The organism is Pyxidicoccus sp. MSG2 (genome assembly GCF_026626705.1).
Classification (GTDB): Bacteria; Myxococcota; Myxococcia; order Myxococcales; family Myxococcaceae; genus Myxococcus.
This window is the reverse complement of the sequence record NZ_JAPNKC010000001.1, coordinates 11,165,117-11,187,119: the sequence shown is the minus strand read 5'-3', so window position 1 is coordinate 11,187,119 and position 22,003 is coordinate 11,165,117. Positions and strand designations below refer to the sequence as shown.

At 71.0% G+C, this 22,003-nt stretch carries 18 protein-coding genes; 10 read left to right on the top strand and 8 right to left on the bottom strand.

Annotation, left to right across the window (positions count from 1 at the left end; all coding sequences use genetic code 11):
• Positions 1-3 precede the first annotated feature (3 nt).
• Positions 4-918, bottom strand: coding sequence for a type II secretion system protein (locus OV427_RS43275; protein ID WP_267862088.1), 915 nt, complete (start codon positions 916-918; stop codon positions 4-6).
• Positions 919-969: 51 nt separating this feature from the next.
• Here OV427_RS43275 and OV427_RS43270 point away from each other — a divergent pair, with 51 nt between their 5' ends.
• Positions 970-2,001: an alpha/beta fold hydrolase gene (locus tag OV427_RS43270; RefSeq protein WP_267862087.1), complete on the top strand. Its 1,032-nt coding sequence runs from the start codon at positions 970-972 to the stop codon at positions 1,999-2,001.
• Here OV427_RS43270 and udk read toward each other — a convergent pair whose 3' ends face one another.
• Together udk and OV427_RS43260 are read right to left on the bottom strand one after the other, a co-directional pair.
• Complete coding sequence (gene udk, locus OV427_RS43265) at positions 2,002-2,637, bottom strand: uridine kinase (RefSeq protein ID WP_163992647.1); 636 nt, start codon at positions 2,635-2,637, stop codon at positions 2,002-2,004.
• Between the two features lie 61 nt (positions 2,638-2,698).
• A complete protein-coding gene (locus OV427_RS43260) occupies positions 2,699-4,378 on the bottom strand; it encodes a DUF692 domain-containing protein (RefSeq protein WP_267863574.1) in 1,680 nt (559 codons plus the stop codon).
• A 119-nt stretch (positions 4,379-4,497) separates the two neighbouring features.
• Here OV427_RS43260 and OV427_RS43255 point away from each other — a divergent pair, with 119 nt between their 5' ends.
• Together OV427_RS43255 and OV427_RS43250 are read left to right on the top strand one after the other, a co-directional pair.
• On the top strand, positions 4,498-4,827 hold the full coding sequence (locus OV427_RS43255; protein ID WP_267862086.1) for a hypothetical protein: 330 nt from the start codon (positions 4,498-4,500) through the stop codon (positions 4,825-4,827).
• 447 nt (positions 4,828-5,274) lie between these two features.
• A complete protein-coding gene (locus tag OV427_RS43250) occupies positions 5,275-5,478 on the top strand; it encodes a hypothetical protein (protein ID WP_267862085.1) in 204 nt (67 codons plus the stop codon).
• Between the two features lie 86 nt (positions 5,479-5,564).
• On the opposite strand, the gene OV427_RS43245 is transcribed toward OV427_RS43250, so the two are convergent.
• Positions 5,565-5,981 carry a hypothetical protein gene (locus OV427_RS43245; protein WP_267862084.1) on the bottom strand — a complete coding sequence of 139 codons (417 nt, stop codon included), beginning with the start codon at positions 5,979-5,981 and terminating at the stop codon, positions 5,565-5,567.
• Between the two features lie 416 nt (positions 5,982-6,397).
• On the opposite strand from OV427_RS43245, the gene OV427_RS43240 reads away from it, so the two are divergent.
• Both OV427_RS43240 and OV427_RS43235 read left to right on the top strand, forming a co-directional pair.
• Positions 6,398-8,047: a vWA domain-containing protein gene (locus OV427_RS43240; RefSeq protein ID WP_267862083.1), complete on the top strand. Its 1,650-nt coding sequence runs from the start codon at positions 6,398-6,400 to the stop codon at positions 8,045-8,047.
• Between the two features lie 40 nt (positions 8,048-8,087).
• Positions 8,088-8,906, top strand: coding sequence for a GNAT family N-acetyltransferase (locus tag OV427_RS43235; RefSeq protein ID WP_267862082.1), 819 nt, complete (start codon positions 8,088-8,090; stop codon positions 8,904-8,906).
• Between the two features lie 3 nt (positions 8,907-8,909).
• Here the strand turns inward: OV427_RS43235 and OV427_RS43230 are convergent, their stop codons facing one another.
• The 3 genes from OV427_RS43230 to OV427_RS43220 all read right to left on the bottom strand — a co-directional run bounded on the left by OV427_RS43230 (position 8,910) and on the right by OV427_RS43220 (position 13,715).
• Complete coding sequence (locus tag OV427_RS43230; RefSeq protein WP_267862081.1) at positions 8,910-9,569, bottom strand: RNA polymerase sigma factor; 660 nt, start codon at positions 9,567-9,569, stop codon at positions 8,910-8,912.
• 82 nt (positions 9,570-9,651) lie between these two features.
• The gene (locus tag OV427_RS43225; RefSeq protein ID WP_267862080.1) at positions 9,652-11,325 is read right to left on the bottom strand and encodes an ATP-binding protein; all 1,674 of its coding nucleotides are present in this window, start codon (positions 11,323-11,325) and stop codon (positions 9,652-9,654) included.
• A gap of 8 nt (positions 11,326-11,333) precedes the next feature.
• The gene (locus tag OV427_RS43220) at positions 11,334-13,715 is read right to left on the bottom strand and encodes a protein kinase domain-containing protein (protein WP_267862079.1); all 2,382 of its coding nucleotides are present in this window, start codon (positions 13,713-13,715) and stop codon (positions 11,334-11,336) included.
• A 298-nt stretch (positions 13,716-14,013) separates the two neighbouring features.
• Between OV427_RS43220 and OV427_RS43215 the strand changes: the two genes are divergently transcribed.
• The 5 genes from OV427_RS43215 (at position 14,014) to OV427_RS43195 (ending at position 20,834) form a co-directional block, all read left to right on the top strand.
• The gene (locus OV427_RS43215) at positions 14,014-15,615 is read left to right on the top strand and encodes a hypothetical protein (protein ID WP_267862078.1); all 1,602 of its coding nucleotides are present in this window, start codon (positions 14,014-14,016) and stop codon (positions 15,613-15,615) included.
• On the top strand, positions 15,554-17,116 hold the full coding sequence (locus OV427_RS43210; protein WP_267862077.1) for a Dyp-type peroxidase: 1,563 nt from the start codon (positions 15,554-15,556) through the stop codon (positions 17,114-17,116). The genes OV427_RS43215 and OV427_RS43210 overlap by 62 nt, the downstream gene beginning before the upstream one ends.
• A gap of 110 nt (positions 17,117-17,226) precedes the next feature.
• Positions 17,227-18,060 carry a hypothetical protein gene (locus OV427_RS43205; RefSeq protein ID WP_267862076.1) on the top strand — a complete coding sequence of 278 codons (834 nt, stop codon included), beginning with the start codon at positions 17,227-17,229 and terminating at the stop codon, positions 18,058-18,060.
• Positions 18,061-18,511: 451 nt separating this feature from the next.
• A complete protein-coding gene (locus OV427_RS43200; RefSeq protein WP_267862075.1) occupies positions 18,512-19,216 on the top strand; it encodes a response regulator transcription factor in 705 nt (234 codons plus the stop codon).
• Positions 19,185-20,834 carry a sensor histidine kinase gene (locus OV427_RS43195; protein ID WP_267862074.1) on the top strand — a complete coding sequence of 550 codons (1,650 nt, stop codon included), beginning with the start codon at positions 19,185-19,187 and terminating at the stop codon, positions 20,832-20,834. The genes OV427_RS43200 and OV427_RS43195 overlap by 32 nt, the downstream gene beginning before the upstream one ends.
• Here the strand turns inward: OV427_RS43195 and OV427_RS43190 are convergent.
• Positions 20,822-21,997, bottom strand: a complete 1,176-nt coding sequence (locus OV427_RS43190) for a hypothetical protein (RefSeq protein WP_267862073.1) — start codon at positions 21,995-21,997, stop codon at positions 20,822-20,824. The two genes, OV427_RS43195 and OV427_RS43190, sit on opposite strands and share 13 nt — an antisense overlap.
• Between the last annotated feature and the right edge of the window lie 6 nt (positions 21,998-22,003).

Below are 22,003 nucleotides of genomic sequence, written 5' to 3'. Positions count from 1 at the left end.
GGGCTACTGGTTCTTCGCCGACTTGTCCGGGTCGATCTCCTCTTCGGGGCGCTCCTCCTGGGTGGCGCCCTCCCACGTCTCGCCAGCGCCCAGCTTCCACTCGGAGGGCACGTCCAGCTTCCACACGTAGGTGGCGGTGGCGTCACCGCCGGAAGCGCTGTGCGACGAGACGTTGATGGTCATCTCCAGCTTCGCCACGCCGCTGGGAAGCTGGTCCAGGTCGTAGTGGCCCAGCACCATCTGCGGGGGGAACTGGGGAATGTAGCGCTCCGGGAAGTCCACCTTCATCGACGGGTCGGCGCCGCGCATCTCGCCCAGCAGCTTCCCCTTCGCGTCGGTCAGCTTCCACACCGTGTCGAACGAGGCGCTGGTCATCATCTTCCGCACCTTGCCCTCGTCCTTGAGCGAGCGCTGCGCGCCCCACAGCGCCAGCTGCAGGCGAATCTGCGGCTTGCCCATCACCATCACGACGTCCGACGACACCACGTCCAGGCGCATGCCCTTGTCCGTGGCCGTCCACACCGGGCTGTACTTGCCCTCGCGCAGGCTGTCGAACACCTTGCGCGTGTACTCGTAGAAGGCCTTCTTGTCCGCGGCACGCTCCTCCTTGCCGCTCTCGGAGCGCTTCTCCAGCTCCTCCAGGTAGCCGTCGAACTTCTTGTTGCCGCCGAACTGGGTCAGGTGCGTGTCCACCTGCTCGAACCAGGCCCGGAAGAAGGGCTTCAGCTCTTCCTTGTAGGTGGCTTCGTTCGGGTTGGTGCGCATCCAGCCGACGCGCTCCAGGTACTCGGCCTGGATGCGTTGGGCATCCGCGTCGCGTTGGGCCTCCCGTGCCTTGGTACTGGCGCTGCGGTAGCTCATGACGGCGGCCAGCAACACCCCCGCGATGATGACGATGACTCCGAAGTAGCGCTTCACGAGGCTGGCTCCTGTGCGTTGGAGCTGGCAGTGATATGAAAATTCCCCAACGTGATCCAGGCCACCGGCACCCACCTGTTCTCCGCGCCGCTCCCCTTGGAGGAGGGGGAGCTTCTGGGCAATCCCCAGGTGGCCTGGGAGTGCTACGGGGAACCGTCCGACGGCAAAGCGGTGGTGCTGCTGCACGACGTCTCCCATTCTCACCGAGCCTTGGGTCCACTAGAGGACTCGGCCTACCAACCGTCTGGCTGGGCGCATGCGCTGGTGGGCCCGGGGCTGGCGTTGGACCCGGAGAGCACACCGGTGGTGGTGCCGGGCCTGCTGGGCAGCCCCTTCGGCACCACGTCACCGGCCTCGGCGGACCCGGCGACGGGTGAGCGCTGGGGCCTCAACATGCCGCCCCTCACGGTGCTGGACATGGCGCGCGGCGTGTCCGCGTGCTTGCGCGCGCTGGGGCTGAAGCAGGTGCGCGCGCTGGTGGGCGTGGGCCTGGGCGGCCAGGTGGCGCTGCGGCTGGCGGCGCTCTTCCCGGACCTGGCCGCGGGCGTGGTGACGCTGGGCACGGCGCGCGCGCTGCCCGAGGGCGTGCGCGAGAAGCTGGGCCTGTCCTGGCAGCTGCTGCGCGCGGACCCGGACTTCCGCGAGGGACTCTACGGGCCGGACACGCTGCCGCGAAAGACGATGCGCCGGCTGCGGCTGGACTTCCAGAAGCTGCTGTACGGGCGCGAGTACCTCGCCTCGCGCTGGCCGGACCCGGAGTCCGCCCGGGTGGCGCTGGAGGCGGAGGCCGACGCGTTCGCGGACACGTTCGACCCGGTGTCCTGGGCGACGCTGTGCTCGGCGTGGGCGGGGGGCGACGTGTCGGACTGCTTCCAGCACATCCGCTCGCGGGTGCTGCTGGTGGCGGGCTCGTCGGACGTGCTGGCGCCGGTGAGTCGCGTGCGGGACACGTACCACCTTCTGTCCGCGGCGGGCGTGAGCGCGCGCCTGCTGGAGCTGCCGGGCCCTGGAGACCACGGCGCGCTCCTGTCGGACGCGGACCGGCTGATTGGCCCGCTGGGCGACTTCCTGCGGCGCTGCTGACTACTCGCGCGGCGGTGCGCCGGAGAGCTTGCCGCGCAGGGCGCCCACCAGCATGCCGATGGCAATCTCGTTGTTGCCGCCGTGCGGGATGATGATGTCCGCGAAGTGCTTGGACGGCTCGACGAAGCCCATGTGCATGGGGCGCACGTGGCGCAGGTACTGGCCCACCACGTGGTCGAAGTCGCGGCCGCGGTCCTTGATGTCGCGGGTGAGGCGGCGAAGGATGCGCAGGTCGTCATCCGCATCGACGTAGATCTTCACGTCCATCTCGTCGCGCACCTCCTTCATGTGCAGGACGAGGATGCCCTCGATGAGGATGATGTCCCCCGGGTCCACGCCCATGGTGCGCGGCTGGCGGGACGAGGTGACGAAGTCGTAGACGGGCTTCTGGATGGGCCGGCCGGACTTCAGCTCGCGCAGGTGCTTCACGAGCAGGTCCGTGTCGAACGCATCCGGATGGTCGAAGTTCACCTCGCGCCTGTCCGCCAGCGGGAGGTCCTTCAGGTCCCGGTAGTACGAGTCCTGATCGATGAAGGCCACGCGGCAATCGGCCAGCGCCTCGCGAACCTTGCGGGCGACGGTGGTCTTGCCGGACGCGGTGCCGCCCGCGATGCCGACGACGAGGGGGGACGCCATGGCGGCCGCACGTACCCCACCGGACGGGCCAGCGCAAGGCTTCGGTCCACTTCCAGACGATTTACCCCCAGCGGATCAGCCCGCGCCCCTGGGCCTCGGCCAGCAATGCGGGGGGCGCCTCCTCCACCGACATGGGGCGGGAGGCGAGCTTGCGCACCCACTCCGCCAGGGCGGGCGCCACCGTCAGCACCTCGTGCGCCCCGCCCCTGCGCCGGACGAGGAAGCTCCACGGCCCCTGGCCCGGCCGCCGAGCCACCTGCGCCAGCGACTCCAGGCCCGACAGCTCCAGCGAGCCACAGGCCCACGCACGGGCCGTGAGGTGACGGCGCACGGCGCGAGCGGCGAAGACGAGCTCGGACAGGTCCGCCGGGAGGGCACCCGGCCGCACGTCCTCCGCCAGGCCCACCTGCCCCGGCCCCGGAGACGGTACCGGGCGGAGGAACAGCGTGGGCAGGAGCATCTCCACCGCCAGCGCCGCGGAGGCCCCTTCGTCGGGGTGCTCGCGCAGGCGCCGCATGGCCCACTTGGAGAAGACCTGTCCCAGCGAGCGGCCCGTGCCGCCGAAGAGGCCTCGGTACTCCGGTGAGCCGGTGAAGGCGGCGAGAGACTCCCCCGTTCCCGCGACGAGCAGCCGCGTGAGCGGCCACTCGCGGTCCAGCACCTCCGCGACCACGGCCAGCCGGAAGTCCCGGTCCGCCAGCGTCCCTTCCTCGTCCTCCACGGAGGTTGCAGGCGTGGCGCCGTGGCCCGCGTCGAACAATTCCCACGGCCGGCTCTCACCGGTCAGCGTTGGCACGGTGAGGTCACGAGGCGTGCGCAGCGTCAGGGGGGGGCGCTCGCTCGCGGGCACCAGCCTGCGCAGGCGGCGCAGCGACACCATGACCACCTCGGGCGGGTGTCCGTCCCCTTCGAAGGTGACGGCGCGCAGCGAGGGACAGCGCGGCAGGAGTGACTCCAGCAGCTCGAACAATTCCTCGCGCACCGGCTGCGTGTGGTCATCCACGTAGAACTGGCGCGAGCCCCGGCGCGTCACCACACCTCCGGCAAGGTGGATTTCGATGACCTGGTCGAGCGGGAAGCCGTCCAGCCCCGCCTCCAGCGGCAGGCCCGCGGAGAGCTGGTGGCTGAAGAGGTGCCCCAGGTCCAGGAGCAGCGGAAGCCCGGTGCGCGCGTGCAGCCGGGACATGAAATCCAGCACGTGCCATTCGCCTCGGCGCGCGAGCACTGCGGGGTTCTCCAGCACCAGGGGCATGGAGAGGTGCCGCTGCACGTGGAGCGCATGCGCCGCGCAGTCCGCGAGGCCCGCCGCGTTGAACGGCGGCGTGAAGTAGAGGTAGCCCGGGAAGGGCTGGCCGCCCACGTGCCACCAGCCCACGTCGTTGCCCACCCACGGACTGCCCACCGTGCGCGCATGCGCGTCCAATTCCGCGAGCGCCGACGCCGGCTCCAGTTCCGGGCCCCAGAGGTTGAGATGCACGGGGTGGAAGAGCACCGGCACATCGGCGCGACGGCGCCACATCTCCGGGAACAGCGACGCATGCGCCTTTGCCTCTTCGAGCGACAGCGGCGCGCTGTACTCGACGTAGTCGAAGAGACCCGGAGACGCGTCCAGCAGTCGATACGGTTGAGGCACGTCCGCCGTGCTCAGGTTGCTGCTCAGCCCCAGCCCGCGCCAGGGCAGCGTCCACATGTCGGCGTCCACGTGCGTCATTCCATGAACGTAGACGCGCTCCGCTGTCATCGCCACGGCCGACACATCGTTCCTGTCGGATTGCAGCGCGATGGCACGCGCTTCTTCGCAGTGAGGGCAAGCGGCTAGCGTAGCGGTGCAGTCCCCTTCCCCCTCACAGAGGAAACATCATGAGCTCCAAGTTGCTCGCATGGTCCGCGGCGTTGGCGTTGGTGCTGACCGTTGGCTGTGGTCCCAGCCAGTCACCCGAGGCGCAGGAACCGCAGGAGTCGCAGCAGGTGCAGGAGGCCGCCGGATGTCCCAAGGGCCAGTACCTGTGCACGTCGTGTGATGGCCTCAGCACCTACTGCGGTGACGCGTGCCTGGACTGCATTCCGCCGGCCGCGCCCACGGGCGAGGTCGAGGCGATGGCCTGCTCCGGCGGCAAGCGCGAGTGCCCGCAGTGCGATGGCTCGGGCACCTACTGCGCCATCCGCTGCTTCGAGTGCGCACCGCAGTAGTCCGCTGCATGGCAGGACGCGCGGCGCCTCGGGTGTCGCGCGTCCCGTTGCCCGCATCAGCGGGCCGCGCACGCCCTGCCCCGTCACCAGCAGTCGAATCCCGTAGACCACCAGCACCAGCGCGAGCACCTGGCGGATGAGCGGCTCCCTCCGGGAGTAGGCCCGCTGGTCCAGCCCGCCCACGTAGCGCGTCCAGTTGCCCTGCAGCGCCCGGCCGCGCACGCCTGAGGTGTTGGAGCTATTACCTACCTCGCCTTCGTCGTCTCCGGCAGGGTCGACGTGTTTGCGGTGGAAGTGGCTCGATTTCTGTGACAGGGCCTTCGCCACCGCGCTCACAACCGCACCGTGGTGGAAAGCCGTGCACCACCATTTCGCACTGAACATCGTGGACGTCTTCGCGGTGGAGTTGCCGCCCAGCACGTAGTCCTCACGCCGCCTGACAGACCCATGCTCTGCACGAAGCACAATCACTCGACGGAGGCATCCGCCCGCCGCTGCGCCGCGAAGGACATGACGCGGAGGGCGGACCAGAGGCTCCGCGACGTGCAGCCGATGGTGCCTCGCTTCGTGACGTACCCGGGAGGACGGAGCGCGACGCGCGGCACGGTGGCGCTCACCGTCTTCTCCGAGGACTTGAACACCCCGTACTGACGAACCTCACACCGCCAGTCGCCCCGGCAACAACTGGCGCAATCCGCGGGGCTCGAACACGCCCCGCGGAGCCTTGCCGCCACGGCTCAGGTGTCGCGCGTCCAGTTGCCCTGCATCGCCGGGCCGCGCACGCCTGAGGTGTTGGAGCTGTTCCCCACCTCACCCCAGCGCGCGTTGTACTTGAGGAACTCCTGGCCCTTCAGCGTGCGCGTCTTCTCACCCACGTTGATGACACCGCCACCCTGGTAGCCCGAACGCGTACCCTTCCCTCCGGCCCAGGTGAACCAGCGGTAGCTCGCGTTCGTCTGGCAGCTGTCGAGCCCCCAGCCCAGCTCCTCGTAGGTGCTGTCACAGGTGCTCTCGTCGCGGTAGCTCGCGTGGCTGCCATCCGCCACCCAGACCAACGGATGCGTGGTGTCCAACCACTGCACGTCCGTCGCCGCGAAGTACGTCACATTGGCGTGGTGCGCGGATACGTGGGCCTGGTCGGGCGAAGTCCACACCGCGCCGCGACATCTCCGGAACCTTTTCGCGCGTGCCGCTGTCGGAAGGCTTCGCGAATCAGCGACAACGGAGGCTGCGAATGAGGCGGATGCATCTGGCCGTCACGGGAGTGGTGTGCGCACTCGTCCTGGGGAGCACGGTGTCGGGCTGCCGTTCAGGGGAGGACACTGGAGGAACGGCGGACCAGCGGTCCAAATCCACCCTCCCCGCCGAGGCGAAGCAGGAGAAGCAAGGCAGCGCGGGTGACATGGCCGCGCCCGCCACGGCCCCGGTCCAAAACGCCGCGGCGGCCCCGCGCACCGCGCCAGCGGCGAAGATGCCTATGGTCGCGAGCGCGGATCCGCGGCTCGAAGCGGCGATGAAGTCCGCCGCGCCCGCACCGTCCGGTGCCGCATTGAAGTCGGACGAAGGCCGCATGGGCACTGGACTCGGCCTCAGCGGCGTCGGAGCTGGGGGTGGCGACAAGGCGCCGAGAGGGCTGGGCCTGAGCGGCAAGGGGTCTGGCGGCGGTGGCATCGGCTCGATTGGCACGAAGGGGCGCGGGATTGGAGCGGTCGCCTACGGTGCTGGCAGTTCCCTCGCCGGCCCCGGCCCGAACAATGGAGTCATGTACGGACAGGGCTCCGTCTCGCTCGGGGGAAAGGGCATCGGAGGCTCGCTCGCGACCAAGTCGGCACCGTCCGACACCTCATCCTCCGGCGAGGGCTACAAGGACTACGGGGTGAATCCCTTCGTGACGGCGGCCGAGGACCGGCTGTCCACCTTCGCCGTGGACGTGGACACGGCGTCGTACACACTCGCGCGGCGCAAGCTGGTGGATGGTGCATTGCCACCGAAGGAAGCCGTGCGCGTGGAGGAGTTCGTCAACTACTTCCGCTACAGCTACTCGGAGCCCGCTGCGAATGACGGCCCGCTCGCCGTGCACCTGGACGCCGCGCCGTCACCATTCACGCAGGGACGTCACCTGCTGCGCGTGGGCGTGCAGGGCCGCAGGGTGAGCGTGTCCGAGCGCAAGCCCGCGCACCTCACCTTCCTCGTGGACGTGTCCGGCTCGATGCAGTCTCCGGACCGTCTCCCGCTGGCGAAGCGCGCGCTGCGGATGCTGGTGGACAACCTGCGCGACGGAGACACGGTGGCGCTGGTGACGTACGCGGGCAACGTGCGCCGCGTGCTGCCACCGACGGGCATGGAAAAGAAGGCTCACATCCACGCCGCCATCGAGGACCTGTCCGCGGGCGGCTCCACCGCGATGGCGTCCGGCATCGAGCTGGCCTACCAGGAGGCGATGAAGACGCTGGATGGCGGCTCGCTCTCGCGCATCGTCATCCTCTCCGACGGCGACGCCAACGTGGGCGCGACGAGCCACGAGGAAATCCTCAAGCGCATCCGCGGCCACGTGAAGGAAGGCGTCACCGTCACCACCGTCGGCTTCGGCATGGGCAACTACCAGGACACGATGATGGAGCAGCTCGCGGACCAGGGGAACGGCAACCACTACTACGTGGACTCGCTGCTGGCCGCGCGGCGCATCTTCCAGGAGCAGCTCGGCGGGACGCTGGAAGTCATTGCCCAGGACGTGAAGCTGCAGGTGGAGTTCGACCCCGCGCAGGTGTCGCGCTACCGGCTGATCGGCTACGAGAACCGGGACATCGCGGACCGCGACTTCCGCAATGACCGGGTGGACGCGGGTGAGATTGGCTCCGGGCACACCGTCACCGCGCTCTACGAAGTGGAGCTGAAGCCGGGTGCGGGCGAGGGCCTCGCCACCGTGCGCGTGCGCGCGAAGCGACCGCGCGGCGAGTCCGCCACGGAACGCGCCTACCGCTTCCCCGCCGAAGCACTGGCCAGTACCTTCAAGGAAGCCAACGCCGACCTGCGCTTCGCCACGGCGGTGATGGGCGCGGCGGAAATGCTGCGGAAAAGCCCGCACGCGGACCGCTGGAGCTTCGAGTCCGTGCGCGAGATTGCCCGCGCGGCCACACCCGAGGGCAACGCCGAGCGTGAGGAATTCCTCTCGCTGCTGGAAAAAGCCCGGCCCCTGCTTCGGGGTGTAGCGGCCCGGTAGTAGATTCGGGGCTCCTGCCCTTCCCCGCCCAGGAGCCCCCATGTCTACCGTCACGCGAGCAGAGATTGACGAGTCCCATGCGCAGTACCGGGGTTCCTGGAAGCTGCTCGCGCTGGGGAGTCCGGCGGGCGAGGTGGTGGAGCGGCCCGAGGTGTTCATCGCCGCGGGCCACGTGTCCTGGGCGCTGATGAACGCGGCCTTCCTGCGCGCGCCCGTGGCGACGGAGCAGGCGCTCTCGGCGTCCGTCGCCTCCGCGGCGCGCTACTTCGCCCAGGGCCGGCACGGCTGGGCCTTCGTGCTGGGCGACGACTGGATGGCCCCCCAGGTGCGCGAGCGCGCCGAGTCCATCCTGGCCTGGTACGGGCTCAAGCCCGCGATGACCGCCACCGGCATGGTGGCCGAGCGACTGGTCGAGCCCGTCCATTCCCCTTCCCCGTTCGACCTCCGCCCGGTGACGGACGCGTGGACGCGCGAGGCGCTCTCGGACATCAACGCGTCCTGCTACGACGTGCCGCGCGACGTGGGCCGCGAGGCCTTCGCCGTGGAGTCCCTCTACGGGCCGGACCACCAGGGCTTCGTCGGCTGCCGGGACGGCGAGGCCGCCACCAGCGCGGCGGTGCTGCGCGTGGACGGAGTGGCCTACGTCGCCATGGTCGCCACGCTGCCCCCGTACCGTCGCCAGGGCGGCGCCGAGTCCGTCATGCGGCACGCGCTCGCCGCGGCCCGGCGTGACTGGGGCATCGAGCGCACCGTGCTGCACGCCACGGACGCCGGCCTGCCCGTCTACCGCCGCATGGGCTACCGGCCGGTGACACGCTTCCGCATGTACCTCGCGCCCGCCCCGGGCCGCACCGAGTAGCCCCTACGAGTCCAGCCGGTCGGCCGGGATGACGCCCTGCTCGATTGCGAGCGAGCGCAGCCGCGCCTTCACACGCTGGAACTGCTGGCGCAGCGCGGTGGCGCGACGATTCAGGGCATCGCGGGTGACGGACTCGTCCGGCTCCGCCATCACCCGGGCAATCTCCGTCCAGGGCAGGCGCTGGTCCACGCGCAGCATGAGCAGCATCCGCTCGTGCGGCTCCAACTGCTCCCGCAACGCGCGGAAGCGCTCCTTCACCACGGTGCGCCGCCAGGGCTGGGTATCCGTGCGCTGCCGCTGCGCCTCGTTCGCCGCCGGCTCGCTCACCGGCTGCTCGCGTGCCGCCGGCGCGTGCAGCTGGTGGTAGCAGGCATTGCGCGCCAGCCGGTACGCCCACGTCCGGAACGAGCTCTCCCACCGGAAGCCCGGCAAGCCCTTGAGGAGATTCTCGCTGAAGAGGCTGAAGGCATCCTTCGCCAGCTCGGGGTGGTGGAGCACGGACGCCATCAGCCGGCGTATCTCCGGCCCGTAGGCACGCATCGCCAGCTCCACCGCCTGGCCGTACTCCCCCTGCAGGCAGTGCGCGTGGAGCTGCGCTTCCACCTGCTCGCGAGCAGCCGCCGCATCGGCGTCCGCGCCCCCATCCATCATCGGAGATGTCATCACGTCACGCTCCTCCGCTTTCCCCGACGGAAGGAGTGCCCCCGCGCGCTCCGTGACACGCCCCGGCTCGCGCCCGCTCCCCTCACGCGAGGGGGGCCGGGCCCTCCGCCTGCGCGCCTGGCGACAGCGGCATGTCCACCTGCGGACGGCCGATCCGCCGCTCCCGCACCAACCTGCCGTAGCCCAGCGCGCCCTGGTCCTCCGCCACCCGCAACGCCCGGGCGAACGCCTCACGCGCCTCCGCCTCCCGCCCCAGGCCCCGCAGCGCCTCCGCCTCCAGCCCCAGCAGCACCGCCTCGTAGGAGACCTCGCGTGTCGACTCGGCCCGCTCGAGCGCCTCGTGCACCGCCTCCAGCGCCGCGTCCGACTGCCCCAGCAGCAGGTGGATTTCCGCCAGCATGCCCAGGTCATGCGGCAGACCCGCCTCGAAGCCGGAGCGCCGCCACTGCGCCAGGGCGGACTCCATCACCGCCAGGCCCTCGCGCGCATTGCCCATCATCGACTGCGCCCACCCCCGGATGAGCGAGGCCCAGCCCAGCCACAGGCGGAAGTGGTGCTCACGAGACAGTGTGATGTTGCGGTCGCACAGCTCCAGCGCCTCGCGCGGCTCGCGGCGCAGCTGGCACGCCACCGACGCGTACAGCAGCGCGAAGGCCGTCGTGTTGTGGTGGCCGATGTCCATGGACAGCCGCAGGGCCTGGCGCCCGTACTCACGCGAGCGGTCCGGCGCGTCCACCACTGCATGCACCACCGCGCCGTAGGCCAGGGCCGCCACGCGCGGGTTGACCCAGTGCTTCACCGCCAGCGCCTGATGCTGCTCCAGCCCGAAGTCGGAGAACGCGAGCGCCAGCTCCACGTGCTCCAGCGCTTCGCGCACCTGGCCCCAGGTGAAGAAGTCGGTGGCCATCATCCGGTAGCCGATCGCCAGCAGTTCCTTCTGGCCATGGCGGCGGCCCAGCCGCACCAGCCGCTCCGCCACCTCGTGCGCCTCGTCCCACCGGGCCCGCGCGAAGGCATACGCGTAGATCACCCAATAGGGAGGGTCCAGTCGGGGCAGATCCTCCTCCAGCTCCCGCATCAGCGACCGCACCCGCGTGTACACCTGCTCGCCCTCGGCGGAGTGGTAGCCCTGCACCTGCACCAGCGGCAGCTCCAAGGCGATGAGCAACTTCAACTCCTGCCCGGCACGCTCGCGCGTGACGGGCAGCGTGCGCAGCAGCTCCACCGCCCGCCAGAAGTGGCTGAGGGCCTCCACGTTGGCCGAGCGGCGACTGGCCAGCTCGCCCGCGCGCACCCACCAGCGCAGCGCCGCCTCCACCTGCCCCGACTCCGTGTAGTGGCAGGCCAACAGCTCCGGCTGTGCGTCGGACATCTCGGGGAACTGCTCCGCCAGCACCCGGGCAACGCGCCGGTGGTACTGCCGCCGCTGGTGCCGGGGCAGCGAGTCCGACGCCGCGTCCTGGATGAGCGCATGCCGGAAGCTGAACCGCGGCTCGGACCCCTCCTCGGTCTGGAGCAGTCCCTCCGCGACGAGCCCGGACAGGTCCTGGCGCAACGCCGCGTCGCTCCGGCCGGACAACGACGCCAGCAGCGCTTGCGAGAAGCCGCGCCCCACCACGGCGCACAGCTGCGCCAGCTCCTTCTGCGACGCGGGCAGCCGGTCCAGCCGCGTGAGCAGCAGCTCGCGCAGGGACAGCGGCACGGACGAGGCCAGGGCTGGCGGCGACCCCGACTCAGCGGCAGGACGCTCCACCACGGTGCGCGTCAGTTCCTCGCGAAGAGGGGAACGCCATCCGTGCGGGCCACCAGGCGCGCCACCGTCTCCGAGGGAAGCCCCTGGCGTCCCGCCGCCTTGCGCACCAGCTCTCCGGCAATGGCGGCCGGCAGTCGCTCCAGTGAGAGCCGGCGGATGCTCGGGCTCCTGGGCCACGGTGGGCGGAAGTCCGGGCGCGCGGTGAGCAGCAGGCACGTGCGCGAGCGAGGCAGCCGCTCCAGGAGGACGCCCAGCAGCTCGAGCGTGGACGGGTCCGCCCAGTGCAGGTCCTCCACTTCCGCGAGCACCGGCCGCTCCTCCGCCAGCCGCAGCAACAGGGCCGTCAGCGACTCCAGTGTCTCCTGCTTCAGCCGGTCCGGCGTATAGCGCAGGTGCGGCGCGCTCTCCGCCCCGGACAGACCCACCAGGCCGGACAGCACCCACGTACGCTGGTGCCCCAGGCCGAGCGCGCCCAGCCCCGCCTCCAGCCGCGCCTTGTGCTGCGTCGGCGTGCCCTGCGTGTCCAGTTGGAGCAGGTGGCGCAGCAGGTCGATGATGGGAGCGAAGGCACTGGTGCTCGACTGGGGCCAGCACTGGCACCGCAGCCGGAGCGCGGTGAAGGGCGGCACGCGCTCGCGCACCTCGCGCAGCAGGCGCGACTTGCCCATGCCCGCCTCACCGGAGATGAGGCCGCAGACTCCATGCCCGGCCCGCGCCTCCTCCCACCAGCCCAGCAGGCACTGCAGCTCCGCGCGCCGCCCCACCAGCGGGGTGAGCGGACGCGCCACGAGCTTGCGGTCGAACCGGCTCGCGGCACGGCGCGGGCGCAGCACCTGGTGCACCGGCACGTCGCGCACGCCGGACAGGCCGGTGAAGTGCAGGGGCTCCATGGGCTGGGTGACGAAGGCGCCGCGCACCAGCGCCAGCGTGGCGTCGCTGACGTACACCGTGCCCGGCTGCGCCTGACGCGCCAGCCAGGTGGCCATGCGCGGGGCCTCGCCCTGGATGGACGCGCCGTCCATCACCACCATGTCCGTGTGGATGCCCACCTGCAGGGCCAGCTCGCGGCCCGGCGGCAGCAACAGCAACTCTTGGAGCGCGGGCGCCAGGGCTGACGCCACACGCAGCCCCGCGTTCACCCCGCGCTCCGAGTCGTCCTCCCGCGCCACCGGGTGACCGAAGCAACCGAGTACCTCCTCGCCCACACATAGGACGACGGAGCCGCCGTGCTCCTGGATGACCTCCGAGCAGCTCCGGTGGAACGTGGCCTCCAGCTCGCTCACGTCCTCCGGGTCCAACCGCGCCGTCAGCCCCGCGACGTCCGCGAGCCTGCACGCCACCAGCGTCACCTGCCGCCGCTGCGGCGCCGCGCTCCGCGGCATCCGGTGTCGGGGGGCGAGTCCCTCCTCCACCTGCCGCAGCCGCTCGCGCAGCTCCACCGCCGAGCCGAGCCGCTCCGACGCGGACTTCGCCAGCAGCGACGCCAGCAGTCGGTCCACCGCCTCCGGCAGCGCCGGGACGCGCTCGCGCACCGAGGGCGCCGGATCCGACGACATGACGCGCGTGCGGATCTCCTCCGGGCTGCCCGAATACGGTGGCTCACCCGTGAGCATCTCGAACAACAGGATGCCGGCGGACCACAGGTCCGTGCGCGCGTCCTGCGCCCCGCCGCGCCACTGCTCGGGTGACATGTACGGGGGCGTGCCCGCGGTGGACAGCGACACGTCGGGCGGCGCGCTGGCGGCGGCGAGCCACGCGAGGCCGAAGTCGAGGATCTTCACCACGCCCTTGCGGGTGATGAAGACGTTGCTGGGCTTGAGGTCGCGGTGGACGATGTGGTGCTCGTGCGCGTGCGCCAGTCCGGCGGCCACCGCGTCGAGAATCTCCATCGCCTTGCGCGGCCCGGGCCGCCCGCGGCGCAGGAGCGCGGACAGGGACTCGCCCTCCAGGCACTCCATGACGAGGAAGGGGACCGGGGGCTCCCCCGGCTCGCTGCTCCAGACGTCCACGTTGAAGATGCGGACGATGTGCTCATGGTCCAGCTGGGCAATCGCCCGTCCCTCCTGCCGCAGGAGGGCGAGCATCGGCGCCTCGGCGAGCGACTCGTGGGGGATGAGGAACTTCAGCGCCACGGCCCGCTGCAGCACCATGTCCCGGGCGCGGAAGACCTGTCCCATGGCGCCGCCGCCCAGCTCCTCCAGCACCTCGTAGCGCCCTCCGTCCCGGTCTCCCAACCGCATACCGGGCACGGGCAGGCGTGGGGGCACCGAGGCCCGCGCCACGCTGCGCAGGAAGGTGTCCTCGAAGTCCTCGCGGTCGTGCGCTTCCAGCTCGGAGTCCCGCCCCGATGCGGTGCGCTCGTATCTGTTCTCGTCACCGGTCCTGTCTGGCATCGCCGAATTCCCCCCCGGTCACGGCTCGCGCCCGGCGGCCACCCCTGTTCACGTTAGGAACGGTGTCCGGGCACAACAAGGAACCGCCTGGTGGCTGCCCTGGCCGTCCTCACAGCACGGGGGCTCGCATCACCCTCGGGTCCGGGGCAGGCATCGCCACACCTGCCTGCCCTCGTTCCCCGGGGCGGGTCGAGCAGGCGCGGCCCTGGTGCCGCGCCGTTCTCCCCGGCTCCGGCCGGCGTCACATCAGGGGCGTGGGGATTCGCTCCGAGGGAGTCCGAATCCCGGGGGGACGTCCATGCGCCATGGCACAGCGACCGTCATCACGCGCATCCAGCCGGGCGCGCTCACGGCCCTCGAGAGTTCGCTGGCGGAGGCCGCGCGGCTGCGCACGGCGCTCTTCTCCGGCGTGCCCGGCCTGCACTTCGCGCGCTGGGCCATCATCGACCTGACAGCGCCCGGGCCGGAGCAGGACACGAAGGACCTCCGCCTCCTCTTCGCCGCCGACTTCACCGCGCCGGGAGACGACGGAGACCTGCTCGAGCTCGACCGGAGGCTCGTTCATGCACTCGTCTCCTGGCTCTCGGACCTGCGCGCGCACGGGGCCCGCGCCGCCACCGTGTTCGACGACCTCTACCGCGCGTGCCGCGACTATCCCGAGGAAGGCCTCGAGGCCCCTGACACGGTGGAGGCGTACCTGCTGCACCACCGGATGGCGGCCACCACGCGACACGTGGACTTCGCCTATCGCTTCGAGGCACCCGAGGAACTGCGAGAGTCGGTGGACGTGCTGCGCGAGGTGAACCGGCACCTGGACGCGCGGGCCCGCCTGCTCGCGGAGACGCCCTGGCGCGGCGGGCGTGGCGAGCTGCCACACCTGCACCGCGAGCTGCGCGACGTGGCACTGTCCGTCTCGTCCACCGTGTTCGACGCCGGCTGGGGCCAGCGGCTCACCACCGCGCGCCGCGACGCGGCCCTGGCCACGCTGGCGTATCCCTTCCAGCGCTACGCGCGCTCCCTGCCCCGGGTGATGTCGCTGCGGCTGCGCCTGTGGCTGTCCGGCGCGAATCGGCCACCGCGGGACTACAGCCCTTGCGCACCGGAGCTGACCGCGACGCGGAGTCCTCCGCCGCCTTCCGACGCCATGGTGCAGAACCCGATGGTGCACGTGACGCGCGTCACCGGAGGCCCGCTGGCGGTGAAGCTGGCCGAGGCGGCGCTGCCCAGCGTGGACAGGCGCCTGAGCCGCTACGTCGTGGGGATGAACCACATCCAGACCATCCACTGCGCGCGCTGGCTGCTGCACTCGGACGGGGACGAAGGGCCGCACCACCTCATCTTCCTCAGCAACTACGACGACAGCTGGGAGGCGTACATCGACGCGTTCGTGGACCACGCGGACGTGCGCGCCTTCCTGGAGCTCATCTGGAGCCGGACGGACGGGTTCCCCGACAAGACGCGGGGACTGTTCCCCCGGCGGAAGTGGTGGGGAGGCTGGGAGCTGCGGCTGCCCGTGGAGCCCTTCAAGGCGTGGCTGCGCGGGCACGAGTTCCCCACCCGCGTCTGGTACAGCGCCGCCCTGGACGGCGGCCCCTACCAGCGACACTCCGTCCTCCTGCTGCACGACGCGCTCCGGCTGAGGGAGTTGCTCGCGCGAGAGCACATCGACCGGCCACTGCGGGACTGGGCCGCGCGCCGGGCCTTCACCGCGTTCCTGTCCCGGGGCGCCTGCGATCCAGGCCGCGCGCTGCTGCGCTTCCCGGCCCTGCTTGGTTTCTCACTGTCCGCGCTCTCCGCCGCCCTCCGTGAGCGGTGGCGGAAGCCCTGGAGGAAGCCCCGTGTACTCAACCCACCTGGACTCCGGTCGCACCTCGTCCCGGAGCAGCACGCCGTCGCCTGAGCCTTCCGCCGAGCTCGACTTGAGCGACGTGCAGGGCCTGCTGCTGCACGGCTACCGGGAGATGCGCGAGCTGGCGCTGCTCTTCCTGCGCATCGACGATGCGGAGCGCTGCCGTCAGTGGCTCGGCGAGCTGGCCCGCGACACCATCACCTCCTCGGACCCGCTGGAGCACCAGCGCAGGACGCGCGAGCAGGACAGGCACTACTCGCGCGTCAACCTCGCGCTGACGCCCCGGGGCCTCGCGACGCTCGGGCTGCCGGAGGAGGTGCTGGCCACCCTTCCCTTCGAGCTGCGCGAGGGCATGGCACGCCGTGCGCGCGAGCACCTGCGCGACGTGGAGGCCAATGACCCGGACCGATGGGAGCTGGGCGGCACGCGCCACGAGGACGACCTCCACGTGCTGCTGCTGCTCTACGCCTCGGATGGCGAGCGGATGGACCGGCTGCTCCATGACCACGAGATGCGCGCCACCGCTCAGGGCCTGCGAAAGGTCTACGTGCAGCGGGGCCACCGCGAGCAGCGGCCCGATGACCCGCCCGGCTACTTCCGCGACCACTTCGGCTTCCTGGACGGGCTGTCGCAGCCGCGCATCGAAGGCTTCAAGGAACCCGGTGGACACCCTCGCGACTACGACCGGCCCTTGAAGCGAGGGGAGTTCATCCTCGGCCACGCCAACGAGTACGAGGAGTACCCGCTGTCGCCCTGTGTGCCCCGGCGGCTCGACGTCGAGGACGTGCTGCGGGACAGCCCGGGCCATACGGGCTGGAAGGAGCTGGGCCACAACGGCAGCTACCTCGTGGTGCGCAAGCTGGAGCAGGACGTGCGCGAGTTCGAGCGCTTCCTCGACAGGAACGCCGCGCTCGCGCCGAAGGGCACGCCAGAGAACCGCCGCGAGTGGCTGGCGGCGAAGCTGGTGGGCCGCTGGCGCAACGGCGCTCCGCTGACGTCCGCGAAGCGCTGCCCGCTGCACCGCTTCCTTCCGTTCCTCTTTCGCGACAAGGCGAAGCCGCCCGTCGTTTCGCGCAGCAGCGCGAAGGGCGTGGACAACAGCTTCCGGTACGCGCGCGATGACCTGCACGGCTTCGGCTGCCCGGTGACGGCACACGCGCGGCGGTGCAACCCGCGCGACGCGCTGCCCCCCTCGCGCGAGGCCTCGATGGAGGTGACGCGGCGCCACCGGCTGATGCGACGCGGCTTCAGCTACGAAGACGACGGCGGAAAGGGCCTCCTCTTCCTCGCGCTCAACGCGAGCCTGGGCCGGCAATTCGAGTTCATCCAGCGCAGCTGGGTCCACTTTGACCAGCTCGGAGGGGTGGAAGGCGCGGAGGACCCGTTGTCGGGAGACGGTGGCGGAAGACTGTTGATCCCCGAGAAACCGGTACGCCAGTGCGTCGCCGACCTCCAGCGCTTCGTGACCACCAGAGGAGGCGGGTATTTTTTTATGCCGAGTCTGAAAGCGCTGCGCTTCCTCTCGGCCCTCGGCGCGGCGCCGCGCGGCTGACGTGCGCGAGTCGTGGGCCGTGGATGCTGGACCTCGCGCGCGTTGTGGCAGACTCGGATGTGCAGGGGGGCATCAACATCATGGTCACCACAGCACATGGGAGTCCGCGCATGGCCAGGTGGGACGAGCTCGTCTTGGCGGTTCCGAAGCAGGCGGGCGCCGGCCTCGGTGACGCGGCCGCGGCGACGCTGCTGGAGACGCTGCTCGGGACGCAAGAGGAGCAGCTCACGCTGCTGCGCCAGCTCCACCGCGATGTGAAGCAGCTCCAGGAAGGTCCCTTCCACGCGGGCCGCATCCACCTGGAAGCAGCGCTCAAGCCCCACCGCACGCGTGACGACCGGCTCGAGCTGCTCAAGGCCGCGCGCAACAGCTTCACGGACGCGCTGGGCATGGAGCGCGACAAGGCGCGCACGTCGCTCATCGCCCTGCACCTGGGCTTCTGCTGGCTGCTGCTCGGCGCGGAGAAGGACGCGCGCGAGTGGACGCAGATGGCGCACCGCACGGCGGTGGAGTCCATGAAGGACATCCTCGCCGAGGCCGCCGCCGACCAGGGACTCACGCACAACCGCTACCTGGACCCGGCGCTGAACTTCTTCATCTTCTTCACCAGCGCGGCCACGCTGGGCGCCGGCTACCTCTTCTGGGACCGGGTCATCAGCAAGCGCACCGACAAGGTGCTGCGGCGCGCGCTCAACCAATTGGAGTGCCTGGCCGACTACGTGGACACCGTGGGCGAGATTCGCGTCCGCCTGGGCGAGGTCCCCACGGCCGTCCCCCGCTACGAGCTGACCCACGGGGTGGATGACAGCCAGTTCCTGTCGCGCGTCACCATCCGCAAGCTCATCAGCGACAAGGAGGCCATGTACTTCAATGGCCGCGAGACGCGGAAGGTGACCTGGAACGACACGGAGCGCTCCGAGGTCATCACCCGCGAGCTGCTGTAGACGTCACCGCTCGAACACAGGGAGGCAGTGCCCCGGATGCAATGGGCGCGCGCCCCCGTCGTAGAGCTGACAGGCCCACCGCACAACAGGAGGAGCGGCCCGCATCCGCTCCGGCTGTCACGTTCCTGTTTGACGGTGTTTTCAGGAAAGCCCCGGACGGCACGTCAGAGGGGGACGCAATAGTGCGCGACTTCCTGAAAGGAGGGCGACGGTGATGGCTCAGACGATGCTCGTGTTCATTCCAGTCATTCTGCTGATCGCCGCCGCGGTGGCGATTCCTCGTCCCCGCCGGCGTTCGCGGCGGTGGTAACACCCGGCGGGGTACCCGATGAGGTACCCCGCCCTTCTGGCTTCAACATTGGAGTCGCCGCTCGTTGCTTCACCTGAAGGCGTGGTGTCGGCGCCTCGACTGGATCCGCGGCCTGTCGTACCGGGTGTAGACTCCGCGCCCGTGGCTGAACGTCCCACCGTCCTGGTCGTCGATGATGATCCGCACCTGCGGGAAATCGTCCGCTTCGCGCTGGAGCAGGGAGGCTTCCACGTGGAGGAGGCCGCGGATGGCCGCGCCGCCCTGGCCCAGGTGCAGCGCTCGGTGCCCGCGCTCATCGTCCTGGACATCATGATGCCGGAACTGGACGGGCTCGCCGTGTGCCGCGAGGTGCGGCGCAAGCACGAGCTGCCCATCGTCTTCCTCTCCTCGCGCGACGACGAGGTGGACCGCATCCTCGGGCTCGAATTGGGAGGCGACGACTACCTCACCAAGCCCTTCAGCCCGCGTGAATTGGTGGCGCGCGTGAAGGCGGTGCTGCGGCGCGCGCGCCCTGCTCAAACCACCCCGCCGGAGCCCGTTCCTTCCGCGTCGCGGATGCAGGAGCGCGGCCCGCTGCGCATGGACGCGGAGCGCTGGCGTGCGTGGTGGGGCGAGCAGGAGGTGGTGCTCACCGTCACGGAGTTCCAGTTGCTCGCCACGCTGCTGCGCGTGCCCGGCAAGGTGTTCACCCGTGACGAGCTGATGACGCGCGTCTATGACGATGTGGTGGTGAGCGACCGCACCATCGACAGCCACGTGCGACGGGTGCGGCAGAAGTTCTCCGCGGCGGGCGGAGAAGTCATCGAGACGGTGCATGGCCTCGGCTATCGACTCGCCCTCCCCTAGCCGGCGCGCGCGCCCGCGCCTGTGGATGGTCTTCGCCGCGGTGGGCGTGGCCGGCTTCATGCTCACGCTCGGGGGCCTGTCCTTCGTGCGCGTCTACGACGACCAGCTCATCCGGCAGACGGAGTCGGAGCTCATCGCCCAGGGCGCGGTGGTGGCGCAGGTCTTCCGCGAGCAGCTCAGCGAAGCGGTCCACGCGGAGACCTACGGCCGGGTGCGAATCTCCCCCTGGCCCTTCCCCATTCCCGACGACAAGCGGCTGAAGCCCATCCTCCCCTCGCTGAAGGCGTCGGACGTACCGCTCCCGCCAGACGAGACGCCCGCGCCATCACGCGTGCCCGCGGAGCCTCTGGCCCAGGGAGCCGGCACGCGGCTCAACCCGTTGCTCGAACAGGTACGGGCCACGACGTTGGCCGGCATCCGCGTGGTGGACACGGAGGGCGTCGTCGTGGGTAGCAGCAGCCCGGAGGTGCTCGGCACCTCCCTGGCGGACCGTCCGGAGGTGCAGCGGGCCCTGCGCGGAGAACCGGCCAGCGTGCTGCGCCGCCGCTACGCCGAACCCGAGGACACGCCCCTGGCCTCGCTCAGCCGGGACACGGGCATCCGCGTCTCGGTGGCCCTGCCCGTGCTGATGGGAGACCGCGTCTGGGGTGCGGTGGTGCTGGCCCGCACGCCGATGACGTTCGCCAAGGCCGTCTACGCGGACCGGTGGAACCTCTCCGCCACGGGCCTCGTGTTGGTGGGCGCGGTGGCCTTGATGTCGCTGGCCGCGGGCGCGCTGGTGGGCCGCCCGGTGCGGGCGCTGGTGAAGCAGACGCGCGCCATCGCCGTGAGCGACCCGTCGGGCTTCGAGCCGGTGGCGCGCCCCGTGGTCGCCGAGCTGGCCGAATTGTCCGAGGCGCTCGCGGGCATGGCCACCGCGCTGCGGGACAGGAACCAGTACATCCGCTCCTTCGCCGCCAACGTGTCGCACGAGTTCAAGACGCCGCTGGCCTCCATCCAGGGCGCGGTGGAGCTGCTGCGGGACAGCGCGGACGTCATGTCGCCGGAGCAGCGGGCGCGGTTCCTCGCCAACGTCGACGCGGACGCGCGGCGCCTCACGCGGCTGGTGCAGCGGCTGCTGGAGCTGGCGCGCGCGGACTCGATGACGGCCACGCCCTCGCGGGTGGAGGTGGCCCCGCTGCTGGAGTCACTCGCCGCCCGGGCCCGCGTGGACGGTGTGGCGGACGTACACGTGGCGCCTGTCCCCACGGGGCTCCAGCTCCCGCTTCCGGCCGAGGTGCTGGACGACGTGCTCTGGCAGCTCGTCACCAACGCGCGCCAGCACGGCGGTGAAACAGTGCGCGTGGACCTGGCGGTGGAGTCGGACGGCGCCGGCCCGGTGCGCGTGGTGGTGCGGGACAACGGGCGCGGCATCTCCGAGGCCAACCGCGCGCGCATCTTCGACGCCTTCTTCACCACCGCGCGCGAGCGGGGCGGCACGGGGCTGGGACTGACCATCGCCCAGTCCATGTTGCGGGCCTTCGGCGCGGGGCTGGAGCTGCTGCCCGCGCAGCCCCAGGACCCGGGCGCCGCCTTCGCGGTGGTGGCGGCGCCCGTACCGGTGCTTCAGCGGAAGTAGCTGTTGGAGATGTCCACCGAGTAGCCCAGCTCCAGCGTGGGCGCGGAGGCCGCCACGAGGTACTGGCGGAACTGCAGCTCCTTGCCGGGCAGACCCGCCTCAGTCGGACTGGCCGCGGCGGCGGCCTCGGGTTCCACCTGCTCCAGGCTGCCACCCTCGCGGCGGTAGTTGAACACCGCGGGGAAGTGCGCGCGGGCGCGCAGCTGGGCCACCGGCCATGAGACGCGCGGCAGCGCCAGCTTCAGCCGACCGGAGAGGTGGAAGACGCCCAGCTCGCGCGCCAGCACCACCTCCAGCGTGCCTGCCGTCTCGCCGAGCCGCGCGGGCACGGCCTTCAGCTTCAGCGTGCCATCCTGCGTCTCCACGGGCACGGGGATGGAGTTGAGGGTGATGCGCTCCAGTCGGTGGCCCTCGGGCAGCTCCAGCTCCAGCGGCTGCTCGCGGTCCAGGCTCAGCGCGTAGCTGACGCGCAGCGTGGCGCGGCCCTCCAGCGTGGACACCCAGGACGCGGTGGCCTCGGTGATGCGCGGCTCCAGCGGCGGGCGGACCTGCTGCTTCGGGCTCTGCTCCACCTGCGCCACGGCCGCGCGCCAGCCGACGCGCAAGGCGCCCTGCACGGGGTAGACGGACCAGGCTTCACCGTCCGAGACGGACAGCGGCTCCTGAAGCGTGAAGACGGCGGCGTCCGCCTCCAGCGTCAGCGGCACCGGCGCGACGCCTGGCCCGAAGCGAAGCTGCGCGCGGCGCATGGGGCCCGCGCCCGGCGAGCGCACGGCAAGGCCCACCTCGAAGGCATAACGTCCGGCCTTGCGGGTGAGGAGGCAGAGGTAGCCATCCACCACGCCCACCGTGGCGTCATCCAGCGTGGGCAGCTCGCTGGGGTACGTGTCCGCGTCGAGCTGGAGCAGGCGCACCTGCGTCCAGCGCTTGTCCGCGAGCACCTCCACGTCGAACTGGCCCTCCACGTGCAGGGTGTCCGCGGAGAGGCGGCCCTTGAGCGAGCTCTTCACCAGGGCCTCCGTGGGAGGCGGTGCGGGCGGTGCGGACTCGCGCTGCGCGTAGAGGGGAATGAGCTGCTCCAGTGGCACGGTGGCGGTACCGGAGGGAATCGAGGCATCAGCCGTGCCCAGCAGCAGTCCGACGACGAGAGGAAGGGTCCACATGGCGGC